This is a genomic window from Rhodococcus sp. 06-1460-1B (assembly GCF_002258475.1).
In the GTDB taxonomy this organism is placed as follows: domain Bacteria; phylum Actinomycetota; class Actinomycetes; order Mycobacteriales; family Mycobacteriaceae; genus Rhodococcoides; species Rhodococcoides fascians.
In genome coordinates this window covers 349,190-375,561 of sequence record NZ_NOYS01000033.1, presented here as the reverse complement: position 1 = coordinate 375,561, position 26,372 = coordinate 349,190, and the positions used below count along the sequence as shown (strand labels likewise).

Annotated in this window: 26 protein-coding genes; 13 read left to right on the top strand and 13 right to left on the bottom strand. The window is 66.3% G+C overall.

Annotated features, from left to right (window positions below):
- Positions 1-132: 132 nt before the first annotated feature.
- Positions 133-1,332, bottom strand: a complete 1,200-nt coding sequence (locus tag CH268_RS20130; RefSeq protein ID WP_176457997.1) for a lipase family protein — start codon at positions 1,330-1,332, stop codon at positions 133-135.
- A 94-nt stretch (positions 1,333-1,426) separates the two neighbouring features.
- Between CH268_RS20130 and CH268_RS20125 the strand changes: the two genes are divergently transcribed.
- Positions 1,427-1,864, top strand: coding sequence for an OsmC family protein (locus CH268_RS20125; RefSeq protein ID WP_027494355.1), 438 nt, complete (start codon positions 1,427-1,429; stop codon positions 1,862-1,864).
- A gap of 173 nt (positions 1,865-2,037) precedes the next feature.
- Positions 2,038-4,332 (top strand): putative bifunctional diguanylate cyclase/phosphodiesterase, encoded by a 2,295-nt coding sequence (locus tag CH268_RS20120; RefSeq protein WP_094665683.1) that lies wholly within the window; start codon positions 2,038-2,040, stop codon positions 4,330-4,332.
- 16 nt (positions 4,333-4,348) lie between these two features.
- Here the strand turns inward: CH268_RS20120 and CH268_RS20115 are convergent, their stop codons facing one another.
- Positions 4,349-4,660 carry an antibiotic biosynthesis monooxygenase family protein gene (locus tag CH268_RS20115; protein WP_027494354.1) on the bottom strand — a complete coding sequence of 104 codons (312 nt, stop codon included), beginning with the start codon at positions 4,658-4,660 and terminating at the stop codon, positions 4,349-4,351.
- A 36-nt stretch (positions 4,661-4,696) separates the two neighbouring features.
- Between CH268_RS20115 and CH268_RS20110 the strand changes: the two genes are divergently transcribed.
- Both CH268_RS20110 and CH268_RS20105 read left to right on the top strand, forming a co-directional pair.
- Positions 4,697-5,473, top strand: a complete 777-nt coding sequence (locus CH268_RS20110) for an alpha/beta fold hydrolase (RefSeq protein WP_094665682.1) — start codon at positions 4,697-4,699, stop codon at positions 5,471-5,473.
- A complete protein-coding gene (locus CH268_RS20105) occupies positions 5,440-6,249 on the top strand; it encodes an alpha/beta fold hydrolase (protein ID WP_032373652.1) in 810 nt (269 codons plus the stop codon). Before CH268_RS20110 ends, CH268_RS20105 begins: the two co-directional genes overlap by 34 nt.
- Here CH268_RS20105 and CH268_RS20100 read toward each other — a convergent pair.
- Complete coding sequence (locus CH268_RS20100) at positions 6,246-7,130, bottom strand: A/G-specific adenine glycosylase (RefSeq protein WP_032371516.1); 885 nt, start codon at positions 7,128-7,130, stop codon at positions 6,246-6,248. The two genes, CH268_RS20105 and CH268_RS20100, sit on opposite strands and share 4 nt — an antisense overlap.
- A 121-nt stretch (positions 7,131-7,251) precedes the next feature.
- On the opposite strand from CH268_RS20100, the gene CH268_RS20095 reads away from it, so the two are divergent.
- The 3 genes from CH268_RS20095 to CH268_RS20085 all read left to right on the top strand — a co-directional run bounded on the left by CH268_RS20095 (position 7,252) and on the right by CH268_RS20085 (position 9,621).
- Positions 7,252-7,878, top strand: coding sequence for a carbonic anhydrase (locus CH268_RS20095; protein WP_027494350.1), 627 nt, complete (start codon positions 7,252-7,254; stop codon positions 7,876-7,878).
- Between the two features lie 111 nt (positions 7,879-7,989).
- A complete protein-coding gene (locus tag CH268_RS20090; protein ID WP_027494349.1) occupies positions 7,990-8,736 on the top strand; it encodes a hypothetical protein in 747 nt (248 codons plus the stop codon).
- Between the two features lie 15 nt (positions 8,737-8,751).
- Entirely contained in the window at positions 8,752-9,621 is an 870-nt protein-coding gene (locus CH268_RS20085) for an SCO6745 family protein (protein WP_027494348.1), read from the top strand.
- Positions 9,622-9,665: 44 nt separating this feature from the next.
- On the opposite strand, the gene disA is transcribed toward CH268_RS20085, so the two are convergent.
- The 3 genes from disA to CH268_RS20070 all read right to left on the bottom strand — a co-directional run bounded on the left by disA (position 9,666) and on the right by CH268_RS20070 (position 12,939).
- Positions 9,666-10,751, bottom strand: coding sequence for a DNA integrity scanning diadenylate cyclase DisA (disA, locus tag CH268_RS20080; protein ID WP_027494347.1), 1,086 nt, complete (start codon positions 10,749-10,751; stop codon positions 9,666-9,668).
- Positions 10,752-10,879: 128 nt separating this feature from the next.
- Complete coding sequence (gene radA, locus CH268_RS20075; RefSeq protein WP_027494346.1) at positions 10,880-12,277, bottom strand: DNA repair protein RadA; 1,398 nt, start codon at positions 12,275-12,277, stop codon at positions 10,880-10,882.
- 53 nt (positions 12,278-12,330) lie between these two features.
- Positions 12,331-12,939 (bottom strand): hypothetical protein, encoded by a 609-nt coding sequence (locus tag CH268_RS20070; RefSeq protein ID WP_094665681.1) that lies wholly within the window; start codon positions 12,937-12,939, stop codon positions 12,331-12,333.
- A 288-nt stretch (positions 12,940-13,227) separates the two neighbouring features.
- On the opposite strand from CH268_RS20070, the gene CH268_RS20065 reads away from it, so the two are divergent.
- Genes CH268_RS20065 through rlmB form a run of 5 tightly spaced genes read left to right on the top strand, consistent with a single transcriptional unit; the run spans position 13,228 to position 17,300 of the window.
- Positions 13,228-13,716, top strand: a complete 489-nt coding sequence (locus tag CH268_RS20065; protein WP_027494344.1) for a CarD family transcriptional regulator — start codon at positions 13,228-13,230, stop codon at positions 13,714-13,716.
- A 35-nt stretch (positions 13,717-13,751) separates the two neighbouring features.
- On the top strand, positions 13,752-14,417 hold the full coding sequence (ispD, locus tag CH268_RS20060) for a 2-C-methyl-D-erythritol 4-phosphate cytidylyltransferase (RefSeq protein WP_032388290.1): 666 nt from the start codon (positions 13,752-13,754) through the stop codon (positions 14,415-14,417).
- On the top strand, positions 14,414-14,878 hold the full coding sequence (ispF, locus tag CH268_RS20055) for a 2-C-methyl-D-erythritol 2,4-cyclodiphosphate synthase (RefSeq protein WP_027494342.1): 465 nt from the start codon (positions 14,414-14,416) through the stop codon (positions 14,876-14,878). Before ispD ends, ispF begins: the two co-directional genes overlap by 4 nt.
- Positions 14,879-14,901: 23 nt before the next feature.
- Entirely contained in the window at positions 14,902-16,317 is a 1,416-nt protein-coding gene (cysS, locus tag CH268_RS20050; RefSeq protein ID WP_094665718.1) for a cysteine--tRNA ligase, read from the top strand.
- On the top strand, positions 16,317-17,300 hold the full coding sequence (rlmB, locus tag CH268_RS20045; RefSeq protein ID WP_032373657.1) for a 23S rRNA (guanosine(2251)-2'-O)-methyltransferase RlmB: 984 nt from the start codon (positions 16,317-16,319) through the stop codon (positions 17,298-17,300). The genes cysS and rlmB overlap by 1 nt, the downstream gene beginning before the upstream one ends.
- Before the next feature lie 95 nt (positions 17,301-17,395).
- Here rlmB and CH268_RS20040 read toward each other — a convergent pair whose 3' ends face one another.
- Genes CH268_RS20040 through CH268_RS20015 form a run of 6 tightly spaced genes read right to left on the bottom strand, consistent with a single transcriptional unit; the run spans position 17,396 to position 22,397 of the window.
- The gene (locus CH268_RS20040) at positions 17,396-18,250 is read right to left on the bottom strand and encodes a biotin-dependent carboxyltransferase family protein (protein WP_094665680.1); all 855 of its coding nucleotides are present in this window, start codon (positions 18,248-18,250) and stop codon (positions 17,396-17,398) included.
- Positions 18,247-18,849 (bottom strand): 5-oxoprolinase subunit B family protein, encoded by a 603-nt coding sequence (locus CH268_RS20035; RefSeq protein WP_094665679.1) that lies wholly within the window; start codon positions 18,847-18,849, stop codon positions 18,247-18,249. The genes CH268_RS20040 and CH268_RS20035 overlap by 4 nt, the downstream gene beginning before the upstream one ends.
- A complete protein-coding gene (locus CH268_RS20030) occupies positions 18,849-19,607 on the bottom strand; it encodes a LamB/YcsF family protein (protein WP_094665678.1) in 759 nt (252 codons plus the stop codon). The genes CH268_RS20035 and CH268_RS20030 overlap by 1 nt, the downstream gene beginning before the upstream one ends.
- A 10-nt stretch (positions 19,608-19,617) precedes the next feature.
- A complete protein-coding gene (locus tag CH268_RS20025) occupies positions 19,618-20,496 on the bottom strand; it encodes a metal ABC transporter permease (protein WP_032364918.1) in 879 nt (292 codons plus the stop codon).
- Positions 20,493-21,326, bottom strand: a complete 834-nt coding sequence (locus CH268_RS20020; RefSeq protein WP_027494335.1) for a metal ABC transporter ATP-binding protein — start codon at positions 21,324-21,326, stop codon at positions 20,493-20,495. Before CH268_RS20020 ends, CH268_RS20025 begins: the two co-directional genes overlap by 4 nt.
- 48 nt (positions 21,327-21,374) lie before the next feature.
- Positions 21,375-22,397, bottom strand: a complete 1,023-nt coding sequence (locus CH268_RS20015; protein WP_032364920.1) for a metal ABC transporter solute-binding protein, Zn/Mn family — start codon at positions 22,395-22,397, stop codon at positions 21,375-21,377.
- Positions 22,398-22,538: 141 nt separating this feature from the next.
- Here CH268_RS20015 and CH268_RS20010 point away from each other — a divergent pair, with 141 nt between their 5' ends.
- On the top strand, positions 22,539-23,645 hold the full coding sequence (locus CH268_RS20010; RefSeq protein WP_094665677.1) for a LacI family DNA-binding transcriptional regulator: 1,107 nt from the start codon (positions 22,539-22,541) through the stop codon (positions 23,643-23,645).
- Between the two features lie 135 nt (positions 23,646-23,780).
- On the opposite strand, the gene otsB is transcribed toward CH268_RS20010, so the two are convergent.
- Positions 23,781-26,333, bottom strand: a complete 2,553-nt coding sequence (gene otsB / locus CH268_RS20005) for a trehalose-phosphatase (protein ID WP_094665676.1) — start codon at positions 26,331-26,333, stop codon at positions 23,781-23,783.
- Positions 26,334-26,372: the final 39 nt, after the last annotated feature.

Genomic DNA, 26,372 nt, shown 5'->3' with positions numbered 1-26,372 from the left:
CCGGCTCCGGCACCGCCACCCACCCCCCCGGATCAATGTGGGTTCCAGTCGGTCAGACTGCAACAAAGGCGCATTGATCCAGGCCCGGGCCGCGCAGAAGCCTCGGCGAAGACCCTGATTTCGGTGCTGAGATCAGGCCTCGGTTCTGTGAACGATGTCGGCGATCCAGGGCACTATGTCGGCGTATGCGGCCAGGGCTCCGGGTGCATGGTTCGCGCCCGTGATCGGGACGACCGGAAAGTCGTATTCGCGGTAGGTGACATCGGCACCGAGCTCCTGCCAGCGTTCGAGCAGAGCCCGGGATTGCTCGATCGGTACGACGTCGTCCGCGACGCCGTGCGACAGGTAGACCGGCATGCTCGGTGCGATTCGGCCGACGGTGTTCGCATCGATCACGTCGAAGATTCCGGGGTCGTTCAGGTGCGCGGTGAGTGGGCGTCCGTCGCGGGTGAGTTCGCTGGTGTTGATGGCGTCGTTCGCTGCGCGGTCGGTGCTGCACCAGTTCTGCGCGGCGTCCAGCAGTGCGGTGCCGTCGGCGTCGAACACGCTTCGGATCTCGTCGGCACGTTCGGGGTAGGCGTTGATCATGCCGTCGACCGCGAACAGGATGGCGCTGCCGAGTGTGGTGCCGTCGAGGGGCTCGATGTTGAGCGTCGGATCTGCCGGTGGCGCACCGACGTACGCGCCGACGATGTTGAGCTCGGGGGCATACCCATTGGCGAGTTCGGCCGCCGAGGCCGAGGCGAACCCACCCTCCGAGTACCCGTACAGCACCACCGGGGTGTCGGCGTCGGCGGTTCTCGCCACGTCGAGCAACGCGTGTCCCGAGGCCAGACGGTTCAGATACGTGTGCCCGCCCGGAGTGCCGAGTCCCTGGTAGTCGGTCGCTACGACGCGATAGCCGGCCAGCAGTAGCGGCAGGATGGCGGGGGACGAGCCGACGGTACCGAGTACCGCCGATCCGGCGCAGCGATCGGCCATCCCGGATGTGCCGGGCGCGTAGGCGATCACCGGTCGCGGTCCGGGACCGGGCCACGGCGCGGTGGGGGTCATCGTGTACCCGGAGACGGTCATGGGTTCGCCGTGCGTATCTGTGGAGGTGTACAGGATTCGTTCGATGTCGAAGCCGAGTCCGAAACCTTTGGGCGAGTTCATCGGTCGTACTCGCACCACATCGCCGGGCGAATGTCCCGTCGATTCCACCGGCAGGTCGTAGAAGTCCGACAGGGTATCGGCGACGACGGGTGCCGACAGCGTGACACCCCAGACGAGCGCCGCCGCCACGATCATCGCTGTTCGCCGTAGGCAACTGGTGGCTCGCTCGTTCGTCATGTCGAGATCTCCGCACTCGATGGCCCGGTCACCCCGCCGACGTTAGCCTGAGTATCGGCCCTATGAAGGGTCGACGACGAAAGGACTCGGTTCGATGCCAACACGTACCTCACGCACCGCATGGAATGGAACTCTCGAACAAGGTTCCGGCCAGGTGGAGCTGTCCAGTTCGGGTGCAGCGACGTTCGACGTGTCGTTTCCCAAGCGTGCCGCCGAGAACGCAGACGGCACCACCAGCCCGGAGGAACTGATCGCAGCGGCTCATTCGAGCTGTTACGCGATGCAATTGTCGGCGCTGATCGCAGAAGCGGGCGGTACTCCGCAGAGTCTCGAAGTCACCGCTGATGTCTCGCTCGGTCCGGATCAGCCCGGTTTCAAGCTCACCGGTATCAAATTGACCGTCCGCGGCGAGGTGGACGGTCTCGACGCCGACGGGTTTGCGAAGGCAGCGCAGGCAGCGAAAGAGACCTGCCCGGTCAGCAAGGCTCTCACCGGTGTCGAGATCACGCTGGACGCCGCGCTCGAAGGCTGATCGAACGGATCACCCGATGTGAGACTGGCGAACAGTCGTCAGGTTTGAAATAGTTCGTGATTCGACCCATCCGCGGATGGGTCGGTGCCGAATCGAGGTCAAGCATCGGGTTAGATCGGCTGTTGCATACCTTCGGGGAATGTAACGACCAGCCTAGGAAGGATGTGCCCACCATGTTGTGGACGCGCTTCCTAGGCTTGGGTGCCCTCGCAGTCGCAGCGCACGCGGCAGCCCCGCAGGGATTACCCCGCGACATCGTCTATGCAATCGTGGTCCTGGCCACAATGGCGGCATTCGTCTATCGGTACCTGCGCGAGAACGGTCCGGATCGGCGCACATGGAAGTACATGGCACTCGGTGTCGGCTGCTGGGGCGTGGGCGACGGACTGGTGGCCTTGATGCAATACGGGGGCGGTCGGGTCTCGACCTTCTCGGCCGCAGACGTGCTGTTTCTGGCCGGGTACGTGATCATTGCTGTGGGATTCGCGCGTGCGGCCGACGAGAACGGGCTCGTTTTCGGTCTGGAAGAGCTCCTCGAATGTCTGGTGGTCGCGGTGGGCGTCGGTCTGGCCGCGTGGATGTTCGTCGTTCCCGGCGACTGGACGGGGTCGCTGGCCTCGATGCTCTCGTTCCTGCCTGCGACCGTCTACCTGACCATCGACGCGTTCTTGCTCACTCTCATCGGCAGTCTCTATCTGTTGACGCGTTCGACCGGAATCCCGGTCGTGGCTGCCACCATCGGCACACTGCTTCTCACCGCGTCCGACTTCGCCACCTACTCTCGGATCGACGATGTCGAGCTCTACCGCTCGCTGATCCCGAACACGCTGTGGCTGGCGGCCTACGTGTGCTTCGGAGTCGTTGCGCTGTTCGTGCCGGAGCGGGCGGTCGCACGCATCGAGCGGCCCAGTCCGTTCAGGTTCGGGCGAGCGCGATTCGTCGGTCTGGGTCTCGCGGTTGCCGTCACCCCGGCGGCCATGGCCGTGCAACTTGCTCGCGGAGTGCCCGTCGCGCAGTGGGGTTGGGTGATCGTGCTGTCCTCTGCGTTGGTCATATCCCTGGTCGGCGGCAGGATGGCCTGCTTCCTCGGCACGCTGCGCAGGCAGGCTTCGGTGCTCGAGAACGTGGCACGAACGGATGCCGTTACCGGACTGGGGAACCGCAGGCTGCTTCGGGAGCGGCTCGACACGATGCTCGCCACGCGCGGCGAATCGGACGTCTTCACGCTCGTGGTCGACATCGACCGTTTCGCTCAGATCAACGAGACCTTCGGTTACAGCGTGGGCGACAGCGTGCTCCGCGAGATCGGCCATCGCCTCGTCGCCTCGGTGCGGTCCGACGATCTGGTGGGACGGTTGGGAGGCGATCAGTTCGTCGTGGCGATGCGTCGGCTCCCGGGCAGGACCGATATTTTCGACATGGCTCATCGTCTCCAATTCGCGGTCAGCAGAACGATGTTCGTGCACGACATCAACGTCGCCCTCGATGCGGCGGTAGGGATAGCGGCGTTCGAGGAGTGTTCGGGAGCGTCCGAGACGAACGGCGTCGACGGCGAGGCGATGTTGCAGCGCGCTCATGTGGCGTTGACGTCCGCGAAGGCAGGCCATGCTCGCATCGGTCTGTACGAGCCCGACATGGACCGAAACCGACACGATCAGATGCGACTGTTGGGCGAGCTCGACACGGCGATCCGTGACCATCAGCTCCGGGTGTTCTTCCAGCCGTGTCTCGATCTCGAGTCGGGCAGCGTCGACCGGGTCGAGGCTCTGCTGCGGTGGCTGCACCCTCGCGAGGGACTGATCGGGCCGTCGACGTTTCTCCCCGATGCCGAGCGCACCGGCATGTTGCCCGCCATCACCGCACTGGTACTGGACGAGGCACTCGCGCAGTGCAGCGCACTACGACGGCGAGGCATCACTCTGTCTGTCTCGGTGAACCTTTCGGTTCGGAATCTTCTCGACGAGACACTCACCGAACAGGTCGCCGCGGCACTAGCGAAACACTCCGTACCGGCGCACGCCCTGGAGTTCGAGGTCACCGAAACGACAGCCATGACCGACCCGGTGCGATCGGTGGCTGCGTTGACCTCGTTGCGCAGCCTGGGGGTGACTCTGGCCATCGACGATTACGGGACCGGCTACAGTTCGCTGGCGTACCTGCAGACCCTGCCGGTGCAGACCCTCAAGATCGACCGCTCGTTCGTCTCGAAGATGAACTCCGACGACACCGACGCGTCCATCGTTCGCTCGACCATCGACCTGGCCCGCAGTCTGGGTGTTCGAATCATGGCCGAGGGCGTCGAGGATGCAGGCACCCTCGACGCCCTTCGTCGGCTGGGTTGCGATGCAGCACAGGGCTTTTACCTCGGTCGCCCGATGCCTGCCGAGCTGTTGTTCGACGCCGTGCACAAACTCGATTCCGATACGCCCACCAGACTGGAGTGGGAGCTCGCCCGTCAGCCCATCTGACGGGCGAACTGCGTCGTCACGAGGTGGCGGGCACGTCCAGCACGACCTCGAACTCCAACAGTGACGCGCCCGACGCGACCGGCTTGCTCTCGCCGGAACCGGCGTGCGCCTGCCGTGACGGGCCACCGGACCAGGCCTGGAACGACTCCTCGTCCTCCCACTGGGTGACGACGAAATAGCGTGTCTCGCCCTTGACCGGACGGAGCAACTGGAACCCGAGGAAACCGGGCGAACCGTCGACCGTTCCGGCACGCGCGGCGAAGCGCTTCTCGAGCTCGGGGCCTGCGCCCTCGGGTACGTCGATCGCGTTGATCTTCACAATGGCCATTCTCGGGAGACTACCCCGCCGATATGCTCGGCGGTGATGCTCTACGACGAGGGTGGATCCGGCCGTTCGATACTGCTGCTGCACGGGCTGATGGGCAGTGCGGCGACGTGGCGACGCCAGATTCCGTGGCTCCGAGAATTCGGGCGGGTGCACACCTACGACGCCCCGGGCCACCGTCGGCCTCCGCCGCCCGAACTGACGACCGAGGCGTTCGTGGACGACCTGATCGAGCACCTCGAAACGGTGGGTCCCAGTGTGCTGGTCGGTCATTCGATGGGAGCGCTGCACGGCTGGTGTGCGGCTGCGCGGCGACCGGATCTGGTCACCGCGCTCGTCGTCGAAGACATCGCGCCGGACTTTCGCGGTCGAACGGCGGACGGCTGGGCGGCGATGATCCGGGCGTGGCCGCAACCGTTCCCGGACGCCGACGCGGTACGCGCCTTCTTCGAAGATGTTGCCGGACAGTACTTTCTGGATTCGTTCGAGCTCAGCGACGACGGCTGGCGACTGCACGGTGACGTCGATACGTTCGAGGCCATTTCGCAGGAGTGGGGGACGCGGCACTTCTGGAACGAATGGGATGCCGTCCGTGCTCCGGTTCTGTTGATCGAAGGTGAGCACACCATCACGCCTGCCGGACAGATGAGCCGAATGCACTCGGCCAAGCCCGGATCGGTGTATGTCCGAGTCGAGGGTGCGGCGCATCTCGTTCACGACGAAGCCCCGGAGCGGTATCGCGACGCCGTCGAGGGGTTCCTGCGCACACTAGGATCATCCGAATGCCGCTCGCACAGCTCAACGGAATCGACCTGAACTACGACGTCACCGGTGACGGACCGCTCGTGGTTCTGGTGATGGGGACGGGAAGCCCGGGTCGCGTCTGGCGAACCCATCAGGTTCCCGCGCTGGTGAAGAGCGGATATCGCGTGGTCACATTCGACAATCGCGGTATCGCACCGTCGTCCGAGTGTGCGCATGGAATGACGCTCGACGACTTGGTCGCAGACACCGCCGCCTTGATCGAACATCTCGGCGGCGGAAAGGTGCGCGTCGTCGGCACGTCGATGGGCGCACGCGTCACCCAGGAATTGGCGTTGGCGCGGCCGGATCTGGTGTCGCACGCAGTGATGATGGCCACCTACGGCAAAAACACCACGATGCGTCAGCAGTTGACGAAGGGCGAGAAAGATCTGTTCGACGCGGGAGTCGAACTTCCGGCCTCGTACCGGGCGGCGATGACTGCGATGCAGAACTTCTCGCCCAAGACCTTGGCAGACGAGGCAGCGATCGGCGATTGGCTGGCGGTGCTCGAATACTCCGGCGGCAAGAAGACGGCCGGTATGCGGGCGCAGATCGGACTCGAAATGCGTGCCGGCACAGACAGATTGATAGCGTATCGCCGAATTTCGGCCAAGTCGCTCGTCGTCGGATTCGCCGACGACCGGCTCATTCCGGTGCAGCAGTGCCGTGAAGTGGCTGCGGCGATACCAGGTGCGCGCTACGTCGAAATCGCCGATACGGGCCACTTCGGCTACCTCGAACGACCCGACGCGGTCAATGCGACTCTGGTGGAGTTTCTGGCGTCCTAGCCGTCCGAACCCTCACCGGCCAGCGCGAACAAGCCCGATTCGGTCTGCTCGATCAAGCCGTCGGTCAACAGTGAGTCCAACGCGCGGTCACGCTGGGTGGGGTCGGTGGGCCAGACGATGTCGAGCTGAGCCCGCTCCACCGGCCCGGTGCTCTCCCGCAGGACCGACATCAGTTTGCCGCGTACCTGTCGATCGGTTCCGGCGAACTTCTGCACCTTCTTCGCCGGGCCGGTGTGCGCAGGCCGCCCGGCCTCGATCCAGGCGCACTCGGGAAGTGGGCACAGCAGACACGCCGGATTCTTGGCGGTGCAAATGAGCGCGCCGAGCTCCATCAACGCCGCCGAATACCGGGCGGCGCGGGGCACACTGACCGGAAGCAGTTGTTCGACGTCGGCCAAATCCCTTGTCGTCGAGGGATTTCCAGGCTCGGCGTTGCCGTGCAACGCACGCGCGACGACGCGTCGAACATTGGTGTCCACCACCGGAACTCGCTGGCCGTAGGCGAAAGTCGCCACCGCCCTGGCCGTGTAGGCCCCGATGCCGGGCAGGCCGAGCAGGGTGTCGACGTCCCGCGGAACCTCGTCGCCGTAGTCCTCGGCAAGCACCCGAGAACACTCGTGCAGACGCAATGCGCGACGCGGGTACCCCAGCTTTCCCCACGCCCGCAGCACCTCGGCCTGCGACGACGCGGCCATCGCCGAGGGGACCGGCCACCGCTGCACCCACTGCTCCCAGATGGGAGCCACCCGCACGACGGGCGTCTGCTGCAGCATGATCTCGCTCATCAGGATCTGCCATGCGGTCACTCCCGGACGACGCCACGGCAGGTCGCGTCCGTCGGTATCGAACCATCCGAGCAGGGCCTCGGGATCGATCGGCAACTGTGCGCCCTTCTTCTCGTGTCTGTGACGGGTACCAACAGTAGTGAACCCGACTCGCCGGTAGCCCGCTGCGCGTGCACCCGACTCGCCGGTAGCCCGCTGCGCGTGCACAATGAGAGCTATGCCTGCTTCGAATCCGATCGCTGCCTGGAAGTCACTCAAGGAAGGCAACCAACGGTTCGTCTCCGGAGAGGTCCTGCATCCGTCGCAGGGTATCGAGGACCGCGCCCGGCTCGAGAGCGCTCAGCACCCCGGGGCCATCCTGTTCGGCTGCGCCGACTCACGCGTCGCCGCTGAGATCATCTTCGATCAGGGCCTCGGCGACATGTTCGTCGTTCGTACCGCCGGCCACGTCGTCGATTCCGCCGTTCTCGGCTCCATCGAGTACGGCGTCGCGGTCCTGAATGCACCGCTGATCGTCGTGCTCGGACACGACCACTGCGGTGCCGTTCAGGCGACCGTCGACGCACTCGAGAGCGGTGACGTGCCCGGCGGCTACATCCGCGACGTCGTCGAGCGCGTCACCCCGTCGGTGCTCTCGGCCCGACGCGACGGCCACGAAGCCGTCGACGAGTTCGAGGCGCGCCACGTCCAGGAAACCGGAAACCTGCTGATGCAGCGTTCGCGCATCGTCGCCGAGAAGGTCGAAGCCGGCGAGCTGGCGATCGTCGGGCTCACGTACCAGCTGTCCAAGGGGCGTGCGCAGCTTCGCGAGGTCATCGGCGACATCGGCGAACAGCCCGCCTGAACGGTCGAACAGCCCGCCTGACGGTCCGGCTGCCCCCGAAAGCCCGTTCGCCGGTGCGACACGCCGCGTGGGCTCAGGGATAGCGTGGCTTCGGCCGCATACGGTTGATTCGTGTTGGAACCGACCGGGCCATTGCCTCCCGAAATCTACTGGCGACGCCGCGCACTCGCCATCGGTGCGGCCGTTGTCGTCCTCGGCTTGATCGTGTGGTTCATCGCCTCGCTCAGCGGTCGTTCCGACGACCCCGAGGCCGCTCCGGCCGGGGTCGCAGCTCCGGCGACCACGTCCGCGCTGCCGTCGCCCAGCTCGTCTGCCACGCCCGGTGGTTCGGGTGGCTCCGGTGGTTCGGGTGAGGGATCGGGCGGTTCCGGTGGGTCCGGTGGTTCGGGCGGCGGTACCGACTCCGCGGCCGGCGGTGGCACGACAGCAGCAACGACCAGTGGTGCGCCCGCTCCGGCGATCGCCAACCAGTGCCCGGATCAGTCCCTCGCGATCAAGGTGACGCCCGAGAAGGCCACCTATCGCCTCGGCGAAGAGCCCGTGTTCACCGTCGTGATCACCAACATCGGGTCAGCGGAGTGCCAGCGCGACGTCGGTGCCGGGTTGCAGCAGGCACTCGTCTACACGCTCGACAATCAGCGCATCTGGTCCAACATCGACTGCTTCCCGAACGCTGCGTCGGATCTGCGAACCTTCAAGCCCGGTGAGCAGGCCGGCTTCACGGTGAAGTGGTCGGGCACCAACTCGGTTCCCGGTTGCGGTGAAGAGCGCGTCCCGGTCGGCGTCGGTGCATACCAGGCCATCGCGCAGCTCGGCGAGCTCAAGAGCGTGCCGGAACCGTTCAACATCACCGGCTGAGTACGGTCGAATTTCATGACCACCCCGACAGCGCTTGCCCGAGCGGCCTACACGACGCTCGAACCCTTCCATGTGACCGCGTACTTCAATCCTGAACTCGGATCTGCGTACGAGGACACCGGACTCGACGGTCATGCCTGGTACGTGGGCGCACGGGCCGCGCCGATGGGTCCGTGCGCGCCCAGCGTCGTCGCGGCTGCGTTCTACAACTTCAACCCGGTGTTGATCGAGCAGGCGTGGCCGGCCGCTGTGGCCGTCGGTCTGGATGCAGTGTCCGATCGCCGGTGGGCACTGCTCGACTCCGTCCTCGGCGCAGCATTGGGTTCCTTGGCCTCCGAGCCCGATCTCGCGACCATCGCGGAGCGATTGCGCAGCATCGGCGACGCGGCGTCCTTCGCCGGCCGTCCTCTCGCAGCAGCATGGCATTCCACCGAACGACCCGACGTGCCTCATCTCGCCCTGTGGCATTCGATCACCGTGCTGCGTGAGTGGCGGGGCGACGGCCACCTCGCCGCCTTGATCGACGCGGAACTCGACCCCGCGGAAGCAGCGGTGTTCCACGAAGCCGTCCGCCCGACACCGCAGCCCGGACGCCGAGCACTCGGCAAGCGCATCACACAGCTGACGCGACAGTGGTCCGAGACCGAATGGGATTCGGCTGCAGAACGACTCGCCGTCCGGGGACTGCTCACCACTTCTGCCGAGGGGGAGACGTTGACCGAGGCCGGCACCGCTCTCGATCGGCACATCGAGGAGCGCACCGACGCCATGGCTTCGGCAGTGTGGAAGACCGTTCCGGATGCGGAGCAGCTGATCACGAGCGCACGGCCCTACGTGAAAGCCGTGATCGACGCTGGTTTCCTCCCGGGGACCAAGAAGCGGTAGGGGTTACCGGTTCCAGTGGTTCCGGGTCTCGGTCGTAGCGCTTCCTAGTCGTAGGGCCCGGAGATCGAGGCCTCTGCCAAGCGGGACAGTCCCTCACGAATGTGTCTGGCCCACAGGCCGCCGATGCCGTCGACCGACTGCAGATCGGCGGCGGTTGCGGCCAGCAGGCCCTGCAAAGTGCCGAATGCGCCCACGAGTCGGTGAATCTGGCTGAACTGCAACCGCGGCACTCGCGTCAGTACGCGATAACCGCGCGGACTCATTGGGGTGTCCAACGCTTCGATGGTCGCGGGATAACCGAATGCCCGGGACAGAGTCGTCAGGTCCAACAGGTCGACATCGGTCAGCTTGTCCAGCGCCGCGAGCGCTTTCTCCACACCGGTGGTGCTCGACGGTTCGTTGCCGGCGAGATAGTCGCGCACGATCAGTTGACGGTCGATGTCGTTGTCGCCCAACAACTCTTCGAGTTGGAGAGCGAGCTGACGGCCGTCGGTGCCGAGTTCGAGGACGTTCTGCTCGATTTCCACCGACACCCGTCGCACCATCTCGAGGCGCTGGGCGACGGTCAACGCGTCGCGCAGGGTCACGAAATCTTCGATCTCCACGACCGAGAGCTGACGCGTGTTCTCGTCGAGCCGGGCCTTGTATCGCTCGAGCGTGGCGACGGCCTGATTGGCGCGCGAGAGGATGGTGGCGGAGCCCTCGACGACGTGCCTGATGCCGCTGATGTAGACACTGACGATGCTCATCGACTGGCTCACGGAGACAACGGGATACCCGGTCTGCATCGCGGTTCGCTCGGCCGCGCGGTGTCGGGTGCCGGATTCGACGGTAGGAATCTTGTGGTCCGGGACGAGCTGAACATTGGCCCGAACGATGCGCTGCCCGTCGGTCGAAAGCACTACTGCGCCATCCATTTTCGACAGCTCGCGCAGTCGGGTCGGCGCGAACTCGACATCGAGCTCGAACCCGCCGTCGCAGATGGCCTCGACCTCTTCGTCGTAGCCCAGGACGATCAATCCGCCGGTGCGGCCGCGCAGGATTCGCTCGAGACCGTCCCGCAGGGCGGTGCCCGGTGCCAGTCGAGCGATGGTCTCGCGTAACGCCGGGGACTGCGCGGCGCCTTCCATGGCCAACCCCCTCGTGTCGTAACGGCATGCGGCAGATCTGGAGCTCGTGCCCAACAAAGACTAACGCGCCGCCGAATGCGGGCCACGCCGTTGCACGCGGGCAGCGCCGTAAAGGGTACCGCCCGGTGTCATACCGGCCGCATACGCGTGTACGTCAGGGCCTCACCGACGTTGGTGACGGTTTTGACCTTGATGCCGGGCGGGATGGGGCCCGCGTCCTCGGGGACGATGGCGTAGTTGAACCCCAGTCTGGCTGCCTCGGCGAGGCGGCGCCCGAGCCCGGCAACGCGTCGAACCTCGCCGGCGAGCCCCACTTCTCCCAGAATCACCATTCCTGCGGGCAACGGTTGATCACGCACCGCCGACGCCACCGCAGCTGCCAGAGCCAGATCTGCGGACGGCTCACTCGTGCGCATCCCGCCGACCGTCGCGGCATAGACCTCGGCCTTGGACACCTTCACGCCGCACCGGCGTTCCAGGACGGCCAGAATCATCGCGACACGGGCGTGATCGAGTCCGCTGACCGCGCGTCGCGGTGACGGCATCGCGGTGTCGACGATCAGTGCCTGCAACTCGGCCAGCAGCGGCCGCTTGCCGTCCATCGTGACGGTGACGGCGGTCCCGGGGACGGCGTCGTTGCGGTGATGCAGGAACAGCCCGGACGGGTCACTGATGCCGACGATTCCGGTCTCCCGCAACTCGAAGCAGCCCACCTCGTCCGAGGCGCCGAACCGGTTCTTGACGCCGCGAATCATGCGCAGCGTGGAGTGCTTGTCGCCCTCGAAGTTGAGGACCACGTCGACGAGGTGTTCGAGCGAGCGTGGGCCTGCCACCGCGCCTTCCTTCGTCACGTGCCCCACGAGCAGGACGGCGACTCCGGTGGTCTTGGCCAGCGTGGTCAACGCACTGGTGATGGCGCGGACCTGAGTGACACCGCCGATGACCCCGTCGACGTCGGCGGCGAGCATCGTCTGCACCGAATCGACGATCAACAGGCTGGGCTTGACCTGTTCGACGTGTCCGAACACGGTTGCCAGATCGGACTCGGCGGCGAGAAAGACGCGCTCGTGCACCGCGCCGGTACGGTCCGCTCGCAGCCGAACCTGCCCTGCCGATTCCTCACCGGTGACGTAGAGCGCGCGGCGATCGGGAGCCGAACGCGCCCACCGATGCACCACCTCGAGCAGCAGCGTCGACTTGCCGACGCCCGGCTCACCGGCCAGCAGAACGACCGAACCGGGGACCAGACCGCCGCCGAGGACACGATCGAACTCGTCGATGCCGGTGGTGTTCGCCTGCGAGGTTGCGCTGCTGATGGTCGTCAGTGCAGCTGCGGGCGTCGTCGGGATCATGGCGCCGCCGCCCGAGCGGAGCGCCGATGCACCTGCGCGCGACGTGAGCGGTGCCGCGGTGGCCTGGACCTCGTCCATCGAGCCCCAGTCGCCGCATTCGGGACACCGGCCGACCCACTTGGAGACCGAATGATGACACGCGGAGCAGCGGTAGCTCGACTTCAGTTTGACCACGTCGGAAGCCTAACGATCGGCACCGACAGGTCCGGTGACCTCGTACGGAGGGGTCAGTGCCCGCCGCTGTGCTCAGAGACTGCCTCTTCGGAGCGCTCGAGTTCGTGGCCGGCGTCGACGGGGACGTTGACGACAACATCGCCCGCATTGGCGAACTCGAAGGTGACCGGCAGCGTCAGGCCCGGGCGCACGTTCTCGCTGATGTCGGCCATCTCGACCTTGATGAGCTGGATCGGAAGCAGAGGATCGTCCAGCTGCGTGTCGGCGGGTGATCCCGCACCGAGCGCGGTCAGCGGAGCGATCTCGGTGCTGCCCGGTTCTGCCTCGTCGACGATGGTGACCTGAGCCTCGGGAGAGGAGATCCCGGTCAGCTCGTCCGCCACGGCGGGGTTGGCGTTGATGGCCGTGAACCCGAGCTCGACGGTGCCGCCGGGCTCGATGCTGTACTCCTCGGAGGAGGGGTACACGACGTGCACGTTGCGAAGCTGGATGTCTCCGACGTCGACGGAATTGCCGTTGACCGCCGCGACCTGAGTGGCCGTCTGCGAGATCTGACCTGCGCCGCAGGCGGTGAGCACGAGGGTGCCACCAGCGAGAAACGCGAGGGCAGCGGCCGTTCTGCGATGGCGGCCAAGCGGTGTCGCAGCGTCGATTGCAGTCACTTCGGTCGTCCTCCATGTGGTGCCGGGCCGGCTCGGTCCATCTCGTCCACTAGGCAGAGTAGTAGTTCTCGTCCACCGACCGCTCGTGGGGTCCGCCACTGCTCACGATGAGCCAGGTAGGGCAGCCTTCCGCACGGAACGGGGGTGTTACGACCGCGGCCGAAATGTGGCATCGGATACACGTCGAACGGTCTGTGTCAACCCCTGATTCGGCAGCACTGTGCCCCTGACCTGCGCCGTTGATATTGGGCGTGGTATTCTGGATAAATCGAAAGGGGCACTTGTCACATGATTTTCAAGGTCGGAGACACCGTCGTTTACCCCCATCACGGAGCGGCGCTGATCGAAGCGATAGAGACACGCACCATCAAGGGTGAACCGAGAGAGTACTTGGTTCTCAAGGTCGCGCAAGGCGACCTCACCGTTCGAGTCCCCGCGGACAATGCCGAGTACGTCGGCGTCCGCGATGTCGTCGGGCAAGAAGGCCTCGACAAAGTCTTTCAGGTGCTGCGCGCACCGCACACCGAAGAGCCCACCAACTGGTCGCGTCGCTACAAGGCCAACTTGGAGAAGCTGGCTTCCGGTGACGTGAACAAGGTGGCAGAGGTCGTTCGTGATCTCTGGCGTCGCGAACAGGATCGTGGATTGTCGGCAGGCGAGAAGCGGATGCTCGCCAAGGCGCGTCAGATCCTCGTCGGCGAGTTGGCATTGGCCGAGGGAACCGACCAGGCCAAGGCCGACACCATGCTCGACGAAGTTCTCGCCACCGCTTCGTAGAGTGTGCAGCTTCGCAGAATGAGCAGCTTCGTAGCGTGAACGGTACCGCCGGCGACGTTGTCGCCCTGGTACCCGCAGCAGGTAAAGGCCTTCGGCTCGGACACGACGAGCCGAAGGCTTTCGTCTGTCTGGGTACCGACTCTCTTCTCACGCGATCCGTGGACGGACTGCGTGCCTCGGGTGCCGTCGACCGCATCGTCGTCATCGTGCCCGTCGATCTGCTCGACGCGGCCCGCGGGCTCGTCGGCGACGACGTCATCGTCGTGGCAGGCGGCCGCGAACGCACCGATTCGGTGCGCGCCGGTCTCGCCGTCGTCGGAGACGCTTCCGTGGTGCTCGTCCACGACGCCGCTCGCGCTCTCACGCCGCCCGCGTTGATCGCCCGCGTCGTCGCCGAGGTCCGAGCCGGACGACCAGCGGTCATCCCGGTGCTGCCCGTCGTCGACACCGTCAAGGAAGTCGACCTCATGGGCGCTGTGGTCGGCACGCCCGATCGCGCGAGTCTGCGTGCGGTCCAAACCCCGCAGGGCTTCGACGCCGACGTCCTGCGTCGCGCCTATGCCGCCGCTACCGACATCTCCACCGACGATGCGGGACTGGTCGAGCGCATCGGCGAGACGGTGCACACCATCGTCGGCGACGCGCTCGCATTCAAGATCACCACTCCGCACGACCTACTACTGGCAGAGGCGCTCCTATGAGAGTCGGCATCGGCACCGACGTCCACCCCATCGCTCCCGGCCGACCCTGCTGGCTGGCCGGACTGCTCTTCGAGGACGCGGACGGTCTCGAGGGCCACTCCGACGGCGACGTCGCCGCGCACGCGCTGTGTGACGCCCTGCTGTCCGCTGCGGGCCTGGGCGATCTGGGGTCGGTCTTCGGCACCGGGCGTCCGGAGTGGGACGGGGTCAGTGGAGCCGCGATGCTGACCGAGGTACGACGGTTGCTCGACGCCGACGGGTTTGCGGTCGGCAACGCTGCGGTGCAGATCATCGGTAATCGGCCCAAGATCGGACCGCGCCGCGTCGAGGCGCAGGACGTTCTCTCGGGTGTGCTCGGTGCACCGGTGTCGGTGTCCGCGACCACCACCGATGGGCTCGGGCTGACCGGTCGCGGCGAAGGAATCGCGGCCGTCGCGACCGCACTTGTCATGACGAGGTAAAACCACCGGTAGCATTGCTGGTCGTGACCCTTCACCTACACGACACCGAGACGAGGGCCCTGCGGGAATTCACCCCCTTGGTCCCTGGCCATGTATCGGTGTACCTGTGTGGGGCGACGGTGCAGGGTGAGCCTCACATCGGCCACGTACGCAGCGGAGTGGCGTTCGACGTCCTGCGCCGCTGGCTGTTGGCACACGACTACGACGTCGCTTTCGTTCGCAACGTGACCGACATCGACGACAAGATCCTGAACAAGGCGCGCGACGCCGGTCGTCCGTGGTGGGAGTGGGCGGCAACGTACGAGCGTTCGTTCACCTGGGCCTACGACCGGCTCGGTGTGCTGCCGCCGTCCGCCGAACCGCGTGCGACGGGCCACATCACTCAGATGGTCCAGATGATCGAGCGGCTGATCGAGCGTGGGCACGCGTATGCCGATTCGTGCGGAGACGTGTACTTCGACGTACAGAGTTTCCCGAGTTACGGCGCGTTGTCCGGTCACAAGCTCGACGACGTACACCAGGGCGAGAGCGTTGCCGAGGGCAAGCGCGATCCTCGCGACTTCACGCTGTGGAAGGGTGCCAAGCCCGGCGAGCCCTCGTGGCCGACGCCGTGGGGCCCAGGCCGTCCCGGCTGGCATCTCGAGTGCTCGGCGATGGCGGAGACGTACCTCGGTCCGGACTTCGACATCCACTGTGGCGGTCTCGATCTCGTGTTTCCGCATCACGAGAACGAGCGAGCCCAATCCATGGCCGCCGGCGACGGCTTCTCGCGCTACTGGTTGCACAACGGCTGGGTGACGATGGGCGGCGAGAAGATGTCCAAGTCTCTCGGCAACGTCCTCTCGGTACCCAACGTGCTCAAAAAGGTTCGGCCACAAGAACTTCGGTTCTACCTCGGTGGCGCGCACTATCGCTCGATGCTGGAATACTCCGACACTGCGCTCGAGACCGCGGCGGTGACGTACCGTGGCATCGAAGGATTCGTCCGGCGAGCCGTCGAACGTGCCGGTGACGTACCGATGGGCAAGTGGACCGCCGGATTTGCCGCGGCTCTCGACGACGATCTCGGAGTGCCCAAAGCGTTGGCCGAGATTCACGCCACCGTCACCCTCGGCAACACCGCCCTCGAGTCCGGTGACCTACCGGCAGCCGTGGAGCATGCGGGCAGCGTGCGGGCGATGCTCGACATCCTCGGTGTCGACCCCCTCGATCCGCACTGGTCGAGCGACAGTGGTTCGGACGCAGCAGCTCTCGGTGCACTCGGCGTTCTCGTCGAGGCCGAGCTGGAGCGTCGAGCAACGGCGAAGGCGACCAAGGACTGGGCCGTCGCCGACGAGATACGCGATCGACTGGCGCAGGCCGGAGTCGATGTGACAGATACACCCAACGGGCCCGAATGGTCGCTGGGTACGAGCAAGACCGACGAAGCAGGTTTGTGATGGCAGGCAATTCGAGTAGGCGCGGCGCAATCCGCAAGGACGGCACCAAGAAGGGACAGGTCGCCGGATCCGGAGGCAAGCGTCGCAAAGGCCTCGAGGGCCGCGGCGCAACACCCCCCGCCTCCGAGCGCACCAAGCATCCCGCAGCGCGTCGAGCCAAGCTCGCCGAGAAGTCCGCGCAGAACCGCGGCGGTACCACCGGAGGACGCGCGGGTGGACGCCCGGCCGGACGTAAGGCCGAAGACGGTCCCGAGGTGGTACTCGGGCGCAACCCGGTCGTCGAGTGCCTGCGTGCAGGCGTGCCCGCCACCGCCCTGTGGGTTGCCGTCGGCACCGACAGTGACGATCGACTCAAGGAAGCCGTGCAGCGCGCAGGCGACGCACGGATCTCCATCCTCGAAGTTCCCCGCTCCGATCTGGACAAGCTCAGCGCCAACGGACTGCACCAGGGCCTGGCCCTGCAGGTGCCGCCGTACCGCTACGCGCACCCCGACGATCTGATCTCGAACGCGCGCACGCACCAGGAGCCCGCTCTGCTCGTGGCGCTCGACAACATCACCGACCCGCGCAACCTCGGTGCCGTCGTGCGTTCGGTGGCCGCGTTCGGTGGTCACGGCGTCGTGATTCCGCAGCGTCGCAGCGCCAGCGTGTCGGCGGTGGCATGGCGCACCAGCGCCGGTGCCGCAGCCCGACTGCCCATCGCGCGGGCGGTCAATCTGACTCGCACACTGAAGGATTGGCAGTCCAAGGGCGTCACTGTCGTCGGCCTCGACGCAGGCGGCGACACCGACCTCGACACCTTCGACGGTAAGGGCCCGGTCGTCATCGTCGTCGGATCCGAGGGCAAGGGCCTCTCGCGTCTGGTCAGCGAGACCTGCGACCACATCCTGTCGATCCCGATGGCCGGGCCGGTGGAATCGCTCAACGCATCCGTCGCTGCGGGCGTCGTGCTGGCCGACATCGCGCGTCAGCGTCGAGGCTGAGGTTCACACCCCTCTGTGTGAACCTCACACCCCTGCTATGACTCGAGTGGGCGTGTGAGGTCGAGAAGAAGGGTGTGAGGTTGCGCGGGGCCTGATCAACCGGCAGCGCGGAACTGGATCCGCGTTCCCGGGGTCAATTGCGCAGCGGTGGACATATCGTTCGTGGTGACGACGGCGATCACCGGATAGCCGCCCGTGACGGGATGGTCGGCGAGAAACAACACCGGCTGTCCCGATGGCGGTACCTGCAGTGCCCCGAGAACCATTCCCTCGCTGGGCAATTCGTCGTCGACCGCGCGGGCCAAGGGCTGCACGCCGTCGAGCCTGATGCCGACGCGATCCGAATCCTGCGTGACCGTCCATGGCTGCTGCACCAGAACCGATCGGGCGTGCTCGGTGAACCAGTCCTCGCGCGGGCCGAACGTGATGTGCAGGGTCTGCGGGAAGACGGGCGGCGGAATGAACTCTGCTGCTGGCCACTTGGCTTTCTCGTCGCCGACGGGCAGAACGGTGCCGGGGGAGACCACTGCGGGTCCGAGTCCCGACATCGTGTCCGTCGCACGACTGCCCAGGACGGCGGGAACGTCTATTCCGCCTCGCACGGCAACGTAGCTGCGCAGACCGCTTGTGGGCGTTGATAATTCCAACGTCTGCCCGGCTCGGACCACGAGCGTCGAATGCAGTCCCTGCACGGTGCCGTCCACGCGGCAGATCACGTGCGCTCCGGTGACGGCCATGACGGCGTCGAACTCGGCTCGGACCTGCAGGCCACCGAACGTCACTTCCAGGGTGGCGGCCCCGGAGTCGTTGCCCACCAGACGGTTTGCCGCATCGTGTGAACGGAGATCCGCTGCACCGGATCGTCCGACGCCCACCGCCGCGTGGCCACGTCGTCCACGATCCTGGACGGTGCACAGCGGACCCGTCTGCAGGACGGTCAGGGCCTTCATGTCGACTCGAATCGGACGGTGGTGCCGGGTGTGAGCAGTGCCGGTGGAGTGCGCTCACTGTCCCACAGCGTCACGTCGCTGCGGCCGATCAACTGCCATCCCCCGGGTGAGGATCGCGGGTAGATGCCGGAGAACTCGCCGGCCAGACCCACTGCGCCTGCCGGGACGCTGGTGCGCGGTGAATCACGCCGCGGCACGTGCAGTCGGGTGTCGGTGCCGACGAGGTAGCCGAAGCCGGGCGCGAAGCCGCCGAACGCGACCGTCCAGGTCTGTTCTGTATGCGCTGCAACCACTTCGGCGATGGACAGGCCCGTCAGGCGAGCGACGTCGTCGAGATCTGCGCCGTCGTAGGTGACGGGAATCGTGACCGCCTCGGATGCGGCAGTGGGGTCGTCGACAGCGGGTTCCAGCGCCGCGACCCACTCGAGTATCGGTGCCGGTGCCCCGTCGAAGATCACCAGTACGGTGCGGGCGGCAGGGACCAGATCGACGACCGCGTCCGGCTGTTCGCGGACCATGGACCGGTGGTACGACATGGTCTCGGGCAGGTCGGCGAACTCGATCAGCAGCGCGTTCTCGCCTGCGGGGAGGAGGCGCATCAGACGAAGGAAGCGATATCGACAGCGTTGGCGCGCAACAGGTCCCGCACGGCATTCGCCATCGCCACCGCGCCGGGGGAGTCGCCGTGCAAGCAGATCGATTCGGCGCGGACTTCGACCGTTGTGCCGTCCACTGCTTCGACCGTACCGTCGGTGATCATCGTCAGTACCCGGTGGGCGACCGCCTCGGGATCGCCGAGGACGGCTCCCGGTTCCGAGCGCGAGACCAGAGTTCCCTGTGGGGTGTAGGCGCGATCGGCGAAAGCCTCTGCGACCGTGCGTAACCCGACGCGTTCGGCTTCGTCGAGGAATGCCGAACCGGGCAGTCCGAGTACCGGCAGGTGCGGGTCGTACGCGGCGACTGCCTCGGCGACGGCTTTCGCTTGCTCGCGGTGATGCACGATCGCGTTGTACAGCGCCCCGTGCGGTTTGACGTACGCGACGGCCGAACCGGCCACTCGGGCAAGGCCGTCGAGGGCACCGATCTGGTAGATCACGTCGGCGGTGAGGTCTGCGGGGGCGACGTCGAGAAAGCGTCGACCGAATCCGGCGAGGTCCTGATAGCCGATCTGAGCCCCGATCCGCACGCCTGCGTTCGCAGCAGAGCGGCAGGTGCGCAGCAGAGTGGTCGGATCACCGGCGTGAAAGCCGCACGCGACGTTGGCACTGGACACCACTGCGAGCATCGCGTCGTCGTCGCCCAGAGTCCACGCACCGTAGCTTTCGCCGAGATCGGCGTTGAGATCGATGGCCGTCACCCTGGACAGTCTAGGCGGCGACGAGCCGACCGGAATTGGCCTTGCGGGTTGCCCCGATGCCGCGGCACACGAGGTAGATGACGAACGAGATGGTCGTGACGAAAGTCGAGACCGGGAGGCCCGGGGCGAGCGAGAGCAAGATGCCACCGACAGCGGCGATCTCGGCGAACAGGATGGACAGCAGCGTCGCCTTCAGCGGGCTGGCCGTGACCCGCGCGGCGGCCGCGGCAGGCGTGATGAGCAGTGAGAGCACCAGCAGCGCGCCCACGATCTGCACGCCGAGTGCACAGGCAACACCGACGAGTACGGCGAACACGACCGAGAGCGCGCGGACGGGGACGCCGCGGGCCAGTGCCACCTCGGGGTCGGTGCTGGCGAACAGCAGCGGGCGGTAGACCACGGTGAGGACGATCAGCACGAGAACGGCGCACACCAGCAGCAGCTGGATTCCGCTCTGCCCGACGCCGACGATCTGGCCGATGAGCAACGAGAAGCTGGTGCCGGTCCGGCCCGGGTACAGCCAGATGAACAGCACCGACAGGCCGAGACCGAACGACATGATGACGCCGATGACCGAGTCGCGGTCGCGGGCCTTGTTGCCGAGCAAGGCGAACATCACCGCGGCGACGACGGATCCGACGATGGCACCGAGTCCGACGGTGATACCGACGAGCAGTGCAGCGGACGCACCGGTAAGGGAGAGTTCACTCGATCCGTGCACCGCGAAGGCCCACTGCCTACTGACGATGAGCGGTCCGAGCGCGCCGGCGAGCAATCCGAGAATGGCAGCGGCGATCAACGCCTGCTGAACGAAGTCGTAGCTCAGCAGATTCGCCGTGGTGTCGAAGTCGAGCATTTTCGAGAATGCGTCGAGAACCTTCTCGTTCATGCCTTGTCTTCTCCGTCGTGCGGTACGGGTGGGTGGTGGGCACCGGCCGAGCCGAGCGCATCGATCGAGTCGCCGGTTCCGACGACGACGAGCCGACCGCGAACCTTCAACACCTCGACCTCGGTGCCGTACAGCTCCGACAACACCTCGGTGGTCATGACGTCCTCGGGAGTCCCGATCCGGAACCGGCCGTCGACGATGTAGACGACGCGGTCGACGAGCGGAAGGATCGGGTTGATCTCGTGCGTCACGAACAGCACGGCTGTGTCGTGCTCCCGCCGTCGGCGATCGATGAGGCCGGAGACCAACGATTGGTTGGCGAGGTCGAGGCTCAGCAGGGGCTCGTCGCACAGCAGTACCGACGGATCGCCGACGAGTGCCTGGGCGATCCGCAGTCGCTGTTGTTCACCACCGGACATCGAGCCGACCGGTGCGCCGGCGAAGGAATTGGCGTCGACCTGATCGATGGCGCGCTGCACCGTTTCCTTGCGCTGCCGCATGCCGCGCAGTCCCATGCCCCATTTGTGGCCGTCCCAGCCGAGACCGACGAGATCGCGTCCGCGCAGCGGCAGATCGTCGTCGATGTTGCGTTGCTGGGGGACGTACCCCACGCCCGACTGGCCGCGGCGAACGGGACTGCCGCCGATCGACGCGGTGCCGGACGTGAGGTGGTTCTGACCGAGCAGCACCTTGAGCAACGACGTCTTGCCCGACCCGTTGGGGCCGAGGACGGCGACGAACTCGCCCGCCGCGACCGACAGATCCAGGTTCTGCCAGAGTGTGCGGTCGCCGAAGGCCAGTCCGGCATCGCGCAGTTCTACAGCAGGCATGCGTTACAGCTTTCCATCAGCTGCCCACCGATCGGGAGGCGGATCGGCTCACGGGTTGGTGCTGAGCGCGGCCTGCAGGTCCGTCGCTGCCTTGGTCTGCCACTCGATGAACGTCATCCCGGCGGGCAGAGTCTCGGTGACCTCGACGACGGGGATGCCCGCAGCCTCACTGGTGGTGCGAATGTCCTGTGTGACAGCGTCTTCGGTCTGAGTGTTGTAGACCAGCGCGCGGACGGACTTGGACGTGAACAGATCCCGTGTCGCGGCGATCGATGCGGGCGACGGGTCGTTGCCCTCCTCGATGGCATCCTTGAAGTCCTCGGGAGTGCGGTCGTCGAGATCGGATTCCTCGAGGAGGTAGTGCGCGATCGGTTCGGTCTGGGCCACCGGTGCGTTCGGGAACTCGGCGGCGATCCGGTCCGTCACGTCGGTGATCGCGTGGATCTGCTCGTGGAACGTTTCGGCGTTGGCGGTGTACTGCGCGGCGTTGTCCGGGTCGAGCTGGCCGAGCTTGTCGGCGATCTCCTCGGCGGTGTGCGCTGCGACCTCGGCGTTGTACCAGACGTGTTCGTTGACCTCACCGTGCGAGTGGCCGTCTTCTGCCGCGGGCTCGGTTGCGGACTCTGTTGCTGCCTCGGACGTCGTCTCGGAGTCGTGATCGTGGTCCGCGTCGAGCAACGTGAAGGCATCGACGGACGGCACGTCCTTGCCCTCGGAGCCGAGGATGTCCTCGATGAACTGGTCGTAGCCACCGCCGTTGTAGACCACCAAGGACGCCTCGGCAACCGCGGCGGCGTCACCGGGGCTCGCCTCGTACGAGTGCGGATCTGCCGATGGGTCGGCGATGATCGACTTCACGGTGGCCAGGTCGCCCGCAACGGCCTCGGCAACGCTGCCCCACACGTTCGTGGACGCGACGATTGTGATCGGACCGTCGACGGGGTTGGCCGGCGCGGACTCGGTGCTCGTCGGCTCGTTCGAGCTGCACGCGGTCAGTGCCAGCGCGGCAGCGCAGGTCAGGCCGATGAGGGCCGAGCTCTTGACCCGAGACGGGCGGTGGAAGGACGACATCGATGTACTCCTGAAGGCAGGGCTTGACGCTAATGGAAACCGTTACCGTTGTACTCTAGCTCTCGGGCGGGCTCGGTATCGAATCGGACGAGCCCAACCTCGATTTTCACTGCAGCGTGGTGTGGGACTAACGTCCCGGTTATGGCCAGGTCAAGCGAGCCCCGACGTCAAGCGACGTTGGCGTCGATCGCAGCCGAGCTGAAGGTATCGCGAACCACCGTCTCGAACGCCTACAACCGACCCGATCAACTCTCGCCCGAACTGCGCGAACGCGTCCTCCAGGCAGCCAAGCGACGCGGTTACGCAGGCCCGGACCCGGTCGCGCGATCGCTGCGCACCCGCAAAGCCGGAGCCATCGGACTACTGCTCACCGAAGCCCTCAGCTACTCCTTCCGCGACCCCGCCGCCATGAGCTTCCTCGCCGGTCTCGCCGAATCCTGCGAGGCCGCAGGACAAGGACTGCTGCTCATCCCCGCCGGAGCCGAACGCGACGACGTCCAAGCCGCAGCCGTCGTCCAACAAGCAGGAGTCGACGGATTCGTCGTCTACTCCGTCGCCGACGACGACCCCTACCTGGCCGCAGTGCGCGAACGACACCTACCCATCGTCGTGTGCGACCAACCCCGCAACATCCCCGAGGCCGCCCTCGTCGCAATCGACGACCGCGTCGCCATGAAAATGCTCGCCGCACATCTGATCTCGCTGGGACACGAACATCTTGCAGTGCTGTGCATGCGGCTCGGACGCGACCGCCGCGATGGCGTCGTACCCCCGGGACGGCTGGCCGACAGTCACTTCCACGTCCAACGTGAACGCATCGCCGGAGTCCAGGCCGCCATGATCGACGCCGGACTCGACCCCGACACCCTCACCGTCGTCGAACGATTCGACCACACCGTGCGCTCCGGCCACTCCGCCGCAGCCCAGGCACTACAGGCCAACCGCGAGACCACCGCACTGCTCTGCACCACCGACGTCATCGCCCTCGGTGCACTCAACTTCGCCAGAGTCTCGGGAATCGATGTGCCGAGCCAACTCTCGGTCACCGGATTCGACGGCATCTCCGACGCCATTCGCGAGAACCTGACCACCGTGCGCCAGGACGCCGAGGAAAAAGGCCGCCGCGCAGGCAAACTGGTGCTCTCGTCCTCGCATTCGGGCATCGTCGCCGCCGAAACCCTCCCGACCGAACTCTTCCGCGGCCGCACCGCAGCACCGCCGCCGGATCAACCGCCCGCAATCGCCTGAGCTGTCCTCGCGCGCTCACTCCAGATTTGCGCCCCATTTGGGATCAATGTGGGTTTCAGTCAGTCTGAGTGCAACAAAGGCGCATTGATCCCAACTGGGGAGGAGTGAACCGGGTGCGCGGGGCGGGGGCGGGGGTCAGACGGGCTGAGCGCTGAGCAATCTCGCGCAGCGCAGTAGACCCAGGTGACTGTAGGCCTGGGGGTGGTTGCCGAGCGATCGTTCGGCAATCGGGTCGTATTCCTCACTGAGCAGTCCGGTCGGTCCGGCGGCGCTGACGAGTTGAGCGAACAGAGCCTCGGCCTCGGCGCGTTGGCCCACCAGCAGGTATGCCTCGACGAGCCACGCTGCGCACAGGTGGAATCCGCCTTCGCCGCCGGGCAGACCGTCGTCGTGGCGGTAGCGGTAGACCGTCGATCCACTGCGCAGTTCGGCTTCGGTTGCAGTGACGGTGGCTGCGAAACGCGGGTCCGACGGCTCGATCAGTCCGGACAGGCCGATGTACAGCGTCGCCGCGTCGAGGTCGGTGCCGTCGTATGCGGCGGTGAAGGACTGCACCTCGTCGTTCCAGCCGTTGGCGAGCACTTCTTCTCGGATGGTGTCACGAAGCTCGGACCAGCTCGATTCGGCTGTGCGGCCGAAGGTTTCGGCCAGACCGATGGCGCGGTCCACCGTCGTCCAGCCCATCACCTTCGAGTAGACGTGGTGGCGGGGATTGTCTCGGATTTCCCAGATGCCGTGATCGGGCTCGAACCAGCGTCGCTCGACGGCTTCGACCATCGCGCGGACGAGGTCCCAGTCGTCGTCGGAGAGGCCGTTCTCGGACCCCGCGGCTTTGCGGGCGTGTGCGAGGGCGGACACCAATTCGACGATGGGGCCGAAGACGTCGAGCTGAACCTGTTGGTTGGCAGCGTTTCCCACGCGGACCGGACGCGATCCGGCGTAGCCGGGCAGCTCGTCGATGACGGCCTCGGGCGGCAGGCCCAGGCCCCAGATGGTGTAGAGCGGGTGCAGGCGTTCGGGTCCCGACACCGATTCGAGTACCCCGTGAATCCACGAGAGGTAGTTCTCGGCCTCGGCTGTCGATCCGACGTCGACCAATGCGGTCGCGGTCAATGCTGCGTCGCGCAGCCAGCAGTATCGGTAGTCCCAGTTGCGCACTCCACCGATGTCTTCGGGCAATGACGTGGTGGCGGCGGCCATGATCGAGCCGGACTCGGAGTGCACGAGCCCGCGCAGAGTCAGGGCGGACCGCTTCATCAGATCGCGCTTGAGCGGCGGCAGATTCAGGCCGTCGGCCCAGTCCTTCCAGTACGACTCCGATGCTCGACGCCGTTCGACCTCGGGCCACGGGTGCTCGCTCAGATCGTCTGTGCCGAGCCGCAATTCGAGAACGATCGGCCCGTTCGACGGTTCGACCTCGGCGTGGGCGGACTGCTGGGATCCGTCGGAGACGATGTTCCAGGTGACACCGGGGCTGCGCAGGACCATCGGGTCCGCGGTGCCGAGGATGCGCAGTCCGTCGACGTCGGGTTCCAGTGACGCCCAAGCCTTTCCAAACTCCGGACGCGGCGCGAACGTGACGATGGCCGGTGCCTTGCCGGTGATGACGCGGGTCAGCGCGGTCTGGCCCTGGCCGATGTCGTGCGGCAGGTAGTCGGTGACCTGCAGGCTGGCCCACTTGGTCTGCACGGTCATCGTGCCGTCCACGTACTGCTGGCTCAACGGAAGCGATGCGCGGACGGGTCCGATGCTGAAGTGTCCGGCCTGATCGCCGCCGAGGAGGTGCGCGAACACCGCTGCCGAATCGGGCTCGGGGTGACAGAGCCAGGTGACGTCGGCATCGGGAGTGAGCAGCGCGACGGCGTTGGGGCTGGCCAACATCGTCAGTCGTTCGATGCGCGGAGCGTCGGCTCCGGAGAGCCACTGCCGACGCTCCTCGAGCAGGAACGCCAAGGCCAGTGCCACGTGCTCGGTGCTGTCGATGCGGAACTCGGCGAGGGTGTCGCCCGGTCCGATCTTGACCCCGATGTCGGGGCCGTGCAGGTGGCCGAATGCCTTCTCGTCGGTGACGTCGTCGCCGAAAAAGACTGCAGCAGTGGAGGCTTCCTGATGCCTGAGGATATCGAGGGCGACGCCCTTGTCGGTGATGATGACGGCCAGCTCGATGACGGACTTGCCCTCGGTCACCTGGACGCCGTCGCGTGCGGCAGCACCGGAACGCACGGCGGCCAGGGCTTCCTCGCCCGCAGCAGTCTCGGCGTTGCGGACGTGCAGTGCGACGCTGGCCGGCTTGGTTTCGATACTCACGCCCGGATGGGCGTCGGCGATGGCTTGGATCTCGCCGGTGATGACGGTGAGGAGCTTCTTGGCATCGTCGTCGATGGCGTTGACGAACCCGGCGTCGAACTCGCTGCCGTGGCTACCCACGAGCTGCACCTCGGACGGCAATCGCGAGAGGATCGCGAGATCGCGAAGAGCGCGGCCGGAGATGACCGCAGCGTTGGTGCCGGCGAGGGAGGCGAGCCCGCGCATGGCGCTGACGGACTCGGGGTGCGGGAAGGCCTTCTGCGGGTCGGAGACGATCGGAGCCATGGTTCCGTCGTAATCGGACGCGACGAGCAAACGCGGAGTCCGAGCGACTCCGACGAGTGCGCGGCGAAGTTCGAGCGGCAATTCGAGAGCAGTCACGCGTCGAATCTAGGCGATGAACCTCGTCTCGGCGTACCT

Bases quoted from the DNA above. Each gene is read 5' to 3' on its own strand.
- CH268_RS20085 (WP_027494348.1), top strand. From the start codon at position 8,752: ATGACCACCCCGACAGCGCTTGCCCGAGCGGCCTACACGACGCTCGAA.
- CH268_RS20110 (WP_094665682.1), top strand. From the start codon at position 4,697: ATGCTCTACGACGAGGGTGGATCCGGCCGTTCGATACTGCTGCTGCAC.
- CH268_RS20010 (WP_094665677.1), top strand. From the start codon at position 22,539: ATGGCCAGGTCAAGCGAGCCCCGACGTCAAGCGACGTTGGCGTCGATC.
- CH268_RS20040 (WP_094665680.1), bottom strand. From the start codon at position 18,250: ATGAAGGCCCTGACCGTCCTGCAGACGGGTCCGCTGTGCACCGTCCAG.
- CH268_RS20115 (WP_027494354.1), bottom strand. From the start codon at position 4,660: ATGGCCATTGTGAAGATCAACGCGATCGACGTACCCGAGGGCGCAGGC.
- CH268_RS20095 (WP_027494350.1), top strand. From the start codon at position 7,252: ATGCCTGCTTCGAATCCGATCGCTGCCTGGAAGTCACTCAAGGAAGGC.
- CH268_RS20130 (WP_176457997.1), bottom strand. From the start codon at position 1,332: ATGACGAACGAGCGAGCCACCAGTTGCCTACGGCGAACAGCGATGATC.
- ispF (WP_027494342.1), top strand. From the start codon at position 14,414: ATGAGAGTCGGCATCGGCACCGACGTCCACCCCATCGCTCCCGGCCGA.
- CH268_RS20035 (WP_094665679.1), bottom strand. From the start codon at position 18,849: ATGCGCCTCCTCCCCGCAGGCGAGAACGCGCTGCTGATCGAGTTCGCC.
- CH268_RS20015 (WP_032364920.1), bottom strand. From the start codon at position 22,397: ATGTCGTCCTTCCACCGCCCGTCTCGGGTCAAGAGCTCGGCCCTCATC.
- CH268_RS20065 (WP_027494344.1), top strand. From the start codon at position 13,228: ATGATTTTCAAGGTCGGAGACACCGTCGTTTACCCCCATCACGGAGCG.
- CH268_RS20105 (WP_032373652.1), top strand. From the start codon at position 5,440: ATGCCGCTCGCACAGCTCAACGGAATCGACCTGAACTACGACGTCACC.
- CH268_RS20020 (WP_027494335.1), bottom strand. From the start codon at position 21,326: ATGCCTGCTGTAGAACTGCGCGATGCCGGACTGGCCTTCGGCGACCGC.
- rlmB (WP_032373657.1), top strand. From the start codon at position 16,317: ATGGCAGGCAATTCGAGTAGGCGCGGCGCAATCCGCAAGGACGGCACC.
- CH268_RS20025 (WP_032364918.1), bottom strand. From the start codon at position 20,496: ATGAACGAGAAGGTTCTCGACGCATTCTCGAAAATGCTCGACTTCGAC.
- disA (WP_027494347.1), bottom strand. From the start codon at position 10,751: ATGGAAGGCGCCGCGCAGTCCCCGGCGTTACGCGAGACCATCGCTCGA.
- CH268_RS20125 (WP_027494355.1), top strand. From the start codon at position 1,427: ATGCCAACACGTACCTCACGCACCGCATGGAATGGAACTCTCGAACAA.
- CH268_RS20120 (WP_094665683.1), top strand. From the start codon at position 2,038: ATGTTGTGGACGCGCTTCCTAGGCTTGGGTGCCCTCGCAGTCGCAGCG.